At 47.4% G+C, this 6,908-nt stretch carries 6 protein-coding genes, 10 tRNA genes and 2 rRNA genes; 1 reads left to right on the plus strand and 17 read right to left on the minus strand.

Features of this window, described 5'->3' with window-relative positions:
* Window positions 1–35: 35 nt before the first annotated feature.
* From FZD51_RS22950 to sigW, 4 genes are all read right to left on the minus strand, one after another.
* Complete coding sequence (locus FZD51_RS22950) at window positions 36–1,370, minus strand: CdaR family protein (RefSeq protein ID WP_148976865.1); 1,335 nt, start codon at window positions 1,368–1,370, stop codon at window positions 36–38.
* On the minus strand, window positions 1,363–2,190 hold the full coding sequence (gene cdaA / locus FZD51_RS22955) for a diadenylate cyclase CdaA (protein WP_148976866.1): 828 nt from the start codon (window positions 2,188–2,190) through the stop codon (window positions 1,363–1,365). The genes FZD51_RS22950 and cdaA overlap by 8 nt, the downstream gene beginning before the upstream one ends.
* A gap of 226 nt (window positions 2,191–2,416) precedes the next feature.
* Entirely contained in the window at window positions 2,417–3,055 is a 639-nt protein-coding gene (locus FZD51_RS22960) for an anti-sigma factor family protein (protein ID WP_148976867.1), read from the minus strand.
* A gap of 69 nt (window positions 3,056–3,124) precedes the next feature.
* A complete protein-coding gene (gene sigW / locus FZD51_RS22965) occupies window positions 3,125–3,688 on the minus strand; it encodes an RNA polymerase sigma factor SigW (RefSeq protein ID WP_009795680.1) in 564 nt (187 codons plus the stop codon).
* Window positions 3,689–3,876: 188 nt separating this feature from the next.
* Between sigW and FZD51_RS22970 the strand changes: the two genes are divergently transcribed.
* Complete coding sequence (locus FZD51_RS22970; protein WP_022543224.1) at window positions 3,877–4,035, plus strand: aspartyl-phosphate phosphatase Spo0E family protein; 159 nt, start codon at window positions 3,877–3,879, stop codon at window positions 4,033–4,035.
* Window positions 4,036–4,071: 36 nt separating this feature from the next.
* Here the strand turns inward: FZD51_RS22970 and rocF are convergent, their stop codons facing one another.
* The 13 genes from rocF to FZD51_RS23035 form a co-directional block, all read right to left on the minus strand.
* Window positions 4,072–4,968 carry an arginase gene (gene rocF / locus FZD51_RS22975; RefSeq protein ID WP_009795852.1) on the minus strand — a complete coding sequence of 299 codons (897 nt, stop codon included), beginning with the start codon at window positions 4,966–4,968 and terminating at the stop codon, window positions 4,072–4,074.
* 309 nt (window positions 4,969–5,277) lie between these two features.
* Window positions 5,278–5,353: transfer RNA gene (locus FZD51_RS22980), tRNA-Ala, on the minus strand.
* Window positions 5,354–5,359: 6 nt separating this feature from the next.
* Window positions 5,360–5,434 (minus strand) — tRNA-Gly (locus tag FZD51_RS22985).
* Window positions 5,435–5,486: 52 nt separating this feature from the next.
* Window positions 5,487–5,559: transfer RNA gene (locus FZD51_RS22990), tRNA-Lys, on the minus strand.
* 6 nt (window positions 5,560–5,565) lie between these two features.
* A tRNA-Gln gene (locus tag FZD51_RS22995) sits at window positions 5,566–5,640 on the minus strand.
* Between the two features lie 75 nt (window positions 5,641–5,715).
* Window positions 5,716–5,800: transfer RNA gene (locus tag FZD51_RS23000), tRNA-Tyr, on the minus strand.
* A gap of 28 nt (window positions 5,801–5,828) precedes the next feature.
* Window positions 5,829–5,904, minus strand: a tRNA-Thr gene (locus FZD51_RS23005).
* A gap of 5 nt (window positions 5,905–5,909) precedes the next feature.
* Window positions 5,910–5,985, minus strand: a tRNA-Val gene (locus tag FZD51_RS23010).
* Window positions 5,986–5,989: 4 nt separating this feature from the next.
* Window positions 5,990–6,064: transfer RNA gene (locus FZD51_RS23015), tRNA-Glu, on the minus strand.
* Window positions 6,065–6,097: 33 nt separating this feature from the next.
* Window positions 6,098–6,170: transfer RNA gene (locus FZD51_RS23020), tRNA-Thr, on the minus strand.
* A gap of 31 nt (window positions 6,171–6,201) precedes the next feature.
* Window positions 6,202–6,276: transfer RNA gene (locus FZD51_RS23025), tRNA-Asn, on the minus strand.
* Window positions 6,277–6,289: 13 nt separating this feature from the next.
* Window positions 6,290–6,406 (minus strand): 5S ribosomal RNA (rrf, locus tag FZD51_RS23030).
* Window positions 6,407–6,526: 120 nt separating this feature from the next.
* Window positions 6,527–6,908 (minus strand): 23S ribosomal RNA (locus tag FZD51_RS23035); the annotation flags it as partial.

Raw genomic sequence — 6,908 nt, forward strand, 5'->3', positions numbered from 1 at the left:
AAAAATCGCTCCTTCTAACCATAGTGACATTATATTTAAGCTTCTTCATTCTTTTGAGTGATAGAAATCTTTATTGTTTCTCTTGATAGCTTCCAGCTTACATTATCGGGGCCAGTAACCTTTACAGGCACATTATGCTCCCCTTCTGACAGGCCGCTTGCATCGACAAATATATTGAAATCTGCAGAACCGAGGCCATTGACCACACTGACCGGCCCCTGGACAGAAAGATTTGTTCTTCCTGATCCATCAGCGAAAGCAGCGGTATATCCTTCTGATGACCCAGTCAGGTCAATCGGAAGGTTAGAGAAGGTTTTGGTTTCATCCTTCTCTGTTTCTTCCGCAGGAGGAGTCGCCGTCTCAGCTTCATCTTCTTCTGCTTCTGACCCGGCATCCTCCTGATCTTCCTGGCTTTCAGCTGTCACATCCACGGAAGCCTCGACTGTCTTCGGATCGACGGAAGTGATGCCGTCCGGGATGATGACCGGAAGGGTCTGAACACCATCTTTGGTGATCTTGCCCAGGTCAATCTCAACCCTTACTCTTTCCGTCTGGCCCAGCGCTTCTTCGCTTCCGGTGATTCTCGCCTCAGCTGTATCCAGGTCAATACTGTTAAGCGTCACACCCGAAGGCAGTGAACCCTTCCGGACGATATCGATCGGCACGGTCTTAGCGAGGCTTTTCACAGACACGGTAACCTCTACCGTCTCTGGATCGACAGCTACATTCAGCTTATTCATATCCCTGTCGAGCACCCTGATGCTTGCAGCTCCTGTAACAGATTCCTCTATCGGACCTTTGACATCGAGCGCTGCCTTCACATAGCTGATGCGGTCGACTACGTCCTTGGCACCTGTTATTTTAACAGTTTCAGGCTTAACAGATGGTGCTCCGGATGTGAATCCGTCTCCAAGCAGGGACTGGTTGAATTCAGGCTCTACCTTGAACTCCTTCGTTACTTTCTCCTGGATAGAGACTGTTGCATATAGCGGTTCGACCGTTACATCGAGGCGATCCGAAATATCCCTTACAAGGATCCGGACCTGCTTTTCTCCAACTTCGGCATCAGATAAATTTACATATACTTCAAAGTCCCGCTGTGTCTTGGCGATCTGGACATGGCTTTTCGGCCCTGACACCCTCACATCCACAGTATCCGGGACTCCGGTGACGACAAGATTATCGGTATCATAATAGGATTTGACCGGGACATCTTCAATCAGCTCAGTGTCCTGATCCCCGGGAACATTAACCTCGCCCGATTTGTCGGATCCATCATAGACAGCATCAAAAAGGAGCAAAGCCAGAACAAGTGCCACAGCTTTCATGAACCACCTGTTGTCCACCAGCTTATCAATCAGCTTATCCATTTTTCTTCCCCCTCCAATTCCAGCGGGCTGAAGAAGACTGTTTCGCCTTCTGGCTGACAATCAATTCATTGGATAGGAGCTCCTTGAATGCCTCAGAGCTCAGGCTTCTGTGAAGCTCACCGTTTTTAGTCAGTGAGATGCTGCCCGTTTCTTCAGATACAACGATTGTAAGGCTGTCTGTGACCTCACTGATTCCCAGGGCGGCCCTGTGCCTTGTGCCAAGTTCCTTAGAAATGAACGGACTCTCGGACAGCGGCAGATAGCAGGCTGCAGCTTCCACACAGTTTCTCTGGATGATGACCGCCCCATCATGAAGAGGTGTATTCGGGATGAAAATATTGATCAGGAGCTCTGATGATATTTTTGAATTCAGCTGAATGCCTGTTTCTATATAATCGCCCATCCCTGTTTCACGTTCAATCGAAATCAGGGCGCCAATCCGGCGTTTAGCCATATAATCAACGGCCTTTGTAATGGAATCCACCATCTTTTCCTGTTCATTTTCTTCCTGGGAGCTGCTTCTCGAAAAGAATCTTCCCCTTCCCAGCTGCTCAAGCGCCCTCCGGAGCTCGGGCTGGAAGATGATAATAATGGCCAGGACCCCCCATAGCAGAACCTGTTCCATCATCCAGCCAAGTGTCTGCAGCTGGAATTTATCGCTGATCACCTTGACGATCAGAATGACAAAAATCCCTTTCAAAAGCTGTACGGCCTTGGTGCCCCTCACAATCATGATCAGTTTGTAGATGACGTACCAAACAAGGAGAATGTCAACAATATTAGCCAGGTATTTCAAAATTGAGAAATCTGCAAACGACATTATCCCTTCCTCCAAATATATTTTTCCAAAAAGCATAAGCTTTGTTTTCAATGTATGTAACTCACATATTATATCATAAATACTCTGAAAACCAATGATATGGACATGGGATATATTGCAAAGCTCCCGGCGTGCCTTCTCATTCGCTAAAAGAAAATCCCTGCCAAATGAATATCGGCTCAGCCGGATATTTCTAGTTTGACAGGGATTTGCTCTCTCTATTCAATCAGCCTGCTGCAGGCTCTTTTTCTTTCTCATCGAACACATTCACAAGATCTTTGCCAAGGCTCTTGATGTGATACCAGAGCCACTCAAACACTTCATTCACTTCCTTGATATCACCAGTCACCTGGCCTGCAGAAGCCATATACTGCTCTCCATTGATGACGGTCACATCGCCATCAACCTGGCCTTCGATTTTTATCTTGCCATTGCGGACAATCACATCGCCCTTGATTACTTCACCTTCCGGTACGATGACCGTGTCATTCTGGACGATCAGGTTCGGCTGTTTGGAGACCGAAAAATTATGGTCCTTATTCCAGGTGGAGACGACACTTCCCATCATAAGGACGAGGAACAGGGAAGCAGCAGTAAGCAGGGGATGATGCCTGAACCACCGCTGGAAGCCCACCTGCTTCTTTTCTTTTGGAAGCTTCGCCATTACACCAGCTGTGAAGCCTGACGGAGCTTGTATATGTGAAGTGCTTTGCACCAGTGCAATAGCTCTCTTTAATTCATGAAAATAAGAGCGGCATTCGTCGCAGCTGCTCAAATGCTCCCTTAATTGCTGTTCATGCTCGGCTGAGATCTCTTCATCTAGATACTCGTGCATATACTCGACAATCTCTGCTGGACATTTCAAAGTTCTCACCCTCTTAAAATGATAAGCTGAATTCATTTTTGCAAAAGAAGATGGCATAGCCATTCATCTCTACACATGACGCAGCTGCTTTCTTAAAGCTTCCCTGCCCCTGTGTATGCGGGTCTTAACCGTCCCGAGCGGCAGGTCCATAATCTCGCTTATTTCGTTGAGAGAAAGCTCCTCGATATATTTCAGCACAATTACTGACCTGTATTTTTCAGGAAGCTTGGAAATTTCGTTTTGAATGGTTTCCTGAAGCTCCAGGCTCTCTACATCTTCCTCGGGCAGCCTTGTATCCGCTGCAATCTGCGAATACATCGTCAATCCGTCCGTCCCGGCAACCTCCGCATCCAGAAAATAGTCGGGCTTTTTCTTCCTGATCCGGTCAATGCATAAATTGGTTGCGATTCTATACAGCCAGGTGGAAAACTTCAGGTCGATATTAAAGCTTTGAATATTAACATATGCGCGCAGAAAAGCCTCCTGTGCAATATCCTCCGCCTCATGGCGGTTGCCGAGCATACGGAAACAAAGCTGGAACACCTTGTCTTTATAAATTTCCACAATTTCCCCAAAAGCATTCTGGTCGCCTTTTAATACCTGTTTGATCCTTTTCTTTACGATTGCTTCCATTTCTATTTACCTCCGCTCTAATGCGGCTATACGATATTACGGATCGATAGCGGAAAAGGTTTCGTTTTTTTATATAAAATTTCTCAATAACTATTATTTTAACAAAAATTTACTTCTTCATGTTTAAAAAGTTTAAAATGGGGTATAAAGGAACTAATTAAGCTGAGGAAAAGGCAGGTTTTTTGTGAATGGGCATTCAAGAACTGTTGCAGGATATTGAAAAGTGCCGCAAGGAAATGGTCCAACTGGCTTCCCGTACCTCTTTGTCCAGCCATCACGTAATTGAAGCCAGTACAAGGCTGGATTCATTGCTGAACAAATACAATCATCTAGTCAAAAAACGGTAACTTGAAAAATCAAGTTACCGTTTTTTGTTTCTTTCTTTAAAGGAGCTTTTCGCCGAAAAGCGATCCCATGAGCGCAACGGCTACAGATGCCGTCTTATTCTTGTCATCGAGGATCGGATTGACCTCCACGAACTCAGCGGAGGTGATCAGCTCCGCTTCTGCAAGCATTTCCATCGCCAAGTGGCTTTCACGGTAGCTGATGCCGCCTATGACTGGAGTCCCCACGCCTGGTGCATCGTTGGGGTCCAGCCCATCCAGATCCAATGATAAATGGACCCCATCAGTACGGTCCCTCAGATACTCAATTGCTTCTTCCATCACTCTTGCCATCCCGAGCCTGTCAATCTCATGCATTGTATACACTTTGATGCCCTTCTCCTTCACAAGCTCTTTCTCACCCTCATCCAGGGCCCTTGCTCCGATGATGACGATATTCTCAGGCTTTACCTTCGGTGAGTAGCCCCCAATTCCGGTCAGAAGCGGATGGCCGATGCCCAGCGAAGCTGCCAGCGGCATGCCATGGATATTCCCAGAAGGCGATGTTTCTGCTGTATTCAGATCTCCATGGGCATCATACCAGATGACGCCGAGGTTTTTATAGTGCCGCGATACACCTGCAAGCGTCCCGATGGCAATGCTGTGGTCCCCGCCTAACACAAGAGGGAATGAACCACCCTTGATTACTTCATCGACCTTTTCTGCAAGCTGGCCGGTCTTATCTGCAATAAGCTCAAGATTCCTCAGATTGGTATCTGGATCTATCTCCACCTCCGGGCGTCCAATCGCTATATCACCCAGATCATGAATGTGCTCAAATAAAGATTTCAGGCGTTCATTTACACCGGCATAGCGGATAGCACTTGGCCCCATATCAACGCCTCGCCTCATTTGTCCAAGATCCATCGGCATCCCGATAATCGATAGTTTCTTCATCTCTCTATGTTCCTCCTTCACCCCTGTTCTGCTTTCATTTTAACCGCTTTCAAAGCAATGACTCAACTCGACAAAATCATGCATATATATGCGTACTTTTCTGAAAAATCAAAAGGATGAAAAGATAGGGGTAGTTCCTGGGGAATCGGCAGCAAGGATCCTAACGAAAGTGGCATGATCACCCGCGGCTAACACAAGCTGCTGCAGATTTAGATTTTAGGTTCATGTAAAGCTGTTAGAAGGTATAACATTTTTAAACATAAAAAAACCTTAAACCCGGCAGAGTTTAAGGTAAGATGTATGTAGTAATGGTGGAGCCTAGCGGGATCGAACCGCTGACCTCCTGCGTGCAAAGCAGGCGCTCTCCCAGCTGAGCTAAGGCCCCGTATATTGGAGCGGAAGACGGGATTCGAACCCGCGACCCCCACCTTGGCAAGGTGATGTTCTACCACTGAACTACTTCCGCATTCATTAAGACAAACCTTAGGGTATACAACCTAAGGCCTGCCCTGCTATGATGAGCCATGAAGGACTCGAACCTTCGACCCTCTGATTAAAAGTCAGATGCTCTACCGACTGAGCTAATGGCTCAAAAAATGGCTGGGCTAGCTGGATTCGAACCAACGCATGACGGAGTCAAAGTCCGTTGCCTTACCGCTTGGCTATAGCCCATTGATCAATGACCTGACGGTCAAAATAAAAAGGACATTTATAAGATTGTCCAAATCTGGAGTTTTTTATTCAAAATGGTGGAGGGGGACGGATTCGAACCGCCGAACCCGGAGGGAGCGGATTTACAGTCCGCCGCGTTTAGCCACTTCGCTACCCCTCCACATTCCATTACAGATAAGTAAAGGAAATGGTGCCGGCTAGAGGACTTGAACCCCCAACCTACTGATTACAAGTCAGTTGCTCTACCAATTGAGCTAAACCGGCAAATATGGTGGAGGATGACGGGATCGAACCGCCGACCCTCTGCTTGTAAGGCAGATGCTCTCCCAGCTGAGCTAATCCTCCAAAATGGTGACCCCTACGGGATTCGAACCCGTGTTACCGCCGTGAAAGGGCGGTGTCTTAACCGCTTGACCAAGGGGCCTTGCTATTAATTTAACAAATTATGATCTCTATAAGCTTCCAACCGGGCTCGAACCGGTGACCTCTTCCTTACCATGGAAGCACTCTACCTACTGAGCTATGGAAGCATTAGCCCAATACCTTAAGCGGTATTAAGGATGGCTCCGCAGGCAGGACTCGAACCTGCGACCGTTCGGTTAACAGCCGAATGCTCTACCACTGAGCTACTGCGGAATGTTTTTGTTTCGCCCGGCAGCGTCCTACTCTCACAGGGGGAGATCCCCCAACTACCATCGGCGCTGAGAAGCTTAACTTCCGTGTTCGGTATGGGAACGGGTGTGACCTTCTCGCTATCGCCACCAGACTATTTTTTCAAGACAAGTATTATTATATCATCTTGTTTTTGTTTTGCAAGGGATTTTTTTAAAATTTTCATTCCCTCAAAACTAGATAATGCAGAAGAAGAATTACTAAGCAATCAATTGTGGTTAAGTCCTCGATCTATTAGTATCTGTCAGCTCCACGTGTCACCACGCTTCCACCTCAGACCTATCAACCTGATCATCTTTCAGGGATCTTACTAGCTTACGCTATGGGAAATCTCATCTCGAGGGGGGCTTCATGCTTAGATGCTTTCAGCACTTATCCCTTCCGCACATAGCTACCCAGCGATGCCTTTGGCAAGACAACTGGTACACCAGCGGTGCGTCCATCCCGGTCCTCTCGTACTAAGGACAGCTCCTCTCAAATTTCCTGCGCCCACGACGGATAGGGACCGAACTGTCTCACGACGTTCTGAACCCAGCTCGCGTACCGCTTTAATGGGCGAACAGCCCAACCCTTGGGACCGACTACAGCCCCAGGAT

The organism is Bacillus infantis, from assembly GCF_008180445.1.
Lineage (GTDB): Bacteria > Bacillota > Bacilli > Bacillales > Cytobacillaceae > Bacillus_AB > Bacillus_AB infantis_B.

Excerpts from the sequence above, each read along its gene's own strand:
- FZD51_RS22950 (WP_148976865.1), bottom strand. The coding sequence starts at position 1,370 with ATGGATAAGCTGATTGATAAGCTGGTGGACAACAGGTGGTTCATGAAA.
- cdaA (WP_148976866.1), bottom strand. The coding sequence starts at position 2,190 with ATGTCGTTTGCAGATTTCTCAATTTTGAAATACCTGGCTAATATTGTT.
- sigW (WP_009795680.1), bottom strand. The coding sequence starts at position 3,688 with ATGGAAGCAATCGTAAAGAAAAGGATCAAACAGGTATTAAAAGGCGAC.
- FZD51_RS22970 (WP_022543224.1), top strand. The coding sequence starts at position 3,877 with ATGGGCATTCAAGAACTGTTGCAGGATATTGAAAAGTGCCGCAAGGAA.
- rocF (WP_009795852.1), bottom strand. The coding sequence starts at position 4,968 with ATGAAGAAACTATCGATTATCGGGATGCCGATGGATCTTGGACAAATG.